Source organism: Brevibacillus sp. HB1.1 (assembly GCF_013332445.1).
In the GTDB taxonomy this organism is placed as follows: Bacteria; Bacillota; Bacilli; order Brevibacillales; family Brevibacillaceae; genus Brevibacillus; species Brevibacillus porteri.
This window is the reverse complement of sequence record NZ_JABMIV010000031.1, coordinates 1-1257: the sequence shown is the minus strand read 5'-3', so window position 1 is coordinate 1257 and position 1257 is coordinate 1. Positions and strand designations below refer to the sequence as shown.

Sequence of the window (1257 nt, the reverse complement as noted above, 5' to 3'; positions counted from 1 at the left end):
CGCACCTGAATGGAAAGTGAAGGTAGAGCTTGCAATCCAAAAGGTAAAGGAAAGGCTCCCATATTTAGCCGATTTTTCTTACAGTACGCTTAAGATTTTAGAAAAAGATGATGGAACGAATGATATAACCATCATCTTGCAAACGTCCAAGGAGAAGAAGAAGCCGTCTTTTGTATTCAGTTTGGATAAACAAGGGAATCCCGATAGGTTTAGCTACAACGAGGAATTTCCCGAAGAAGGCAGACCGAAGATTGAGCATGACAAGGTAGTCAGCAAAGCAACAGATTTTATGAAGCAATGGTATGGTCCAGATATGGGCGGCTTTGCCTATAACCCTAACTATTCAAGGGACAACGAGGCCCATTTTACAAAATTGGTAAACGGACTTCCGTATCTGAATATAAATGTTCGTCTAACCGTAAACAGCAAAGGAGAAATTATTTCGAAAGGATCAGGTTTACATAAATATAATCTTGGAGACGATGCACCCGCCTTGGAAAATATGAAGTTTGCTGATCCAAAGGAAGCCATATCCAAGGATCAGGCTGAAAAAGCCTTCGCCAAACACCTGAAGCTCTTTTATTTGAAACAGCCAGTAGAGAGATATGACGAGAAAACGAAGAAATACTTGTATGGCTCTCCTACATTACGATACAAATCGGAATTCTCGGAATTTATCGATGCCAAAACAGGCGAGGAAGTTCCTCCTTATGTCGGTTCGGCGAACGGTTCGGGGAGTGCATATAATCCCATTGTCAGAGTGAATCCTGTCGGTAAGGAAGTAACCGTAAAGACGACAGAGGAAGCAGCAGCTATGTTCGCTGCTTTTGGGATCGAGAGCAAAGCTGAAAAAATAAAAGAAGGCATTTCTGAAGATACAAAAGGTAAGAAATATACACATGAAATCAATAAAGACTTTGATGCTGAAATTGAAACGGAGGAAGAAACAGGACGATTCATGAGCTACCGTGTGGTTGACAAGAGAAAGAAAGAAATAAAATTCCCTAAAGAAGATCCAAACGGAAAGAAATGGCTAACGCCAGAAGAATCGATGAAACTAGCTATTGCTGCGCTGGAAAAGTACGGACCCAAGCATTTAAAAGAAGTGATGCCGATTGGCAAAGCAGAGTTTCAACAGAGAGGCGCTGTGCAGGGCTTCAGGTTTGTAAATGTGCACGAAGGCATTCCCGTTCTGGATGATGAGATTTTTATCAGAATAGACCGTATCACGGGAGAGGTGATAGGTCTGCATATGGA

At 41.8% G+C, this 1257-nt stretch carries 1 protein-coding gene; it reads left to right on the top strand.

The features are described from left to right. Positions 1-1257 (top strand): YcdB/YcdC domain-containing protein (locus HPY27_RS29750; RefSeq protein ID WP_174226580.1); only part of this gene is annotated, 1257 nt, incomplete at both ends.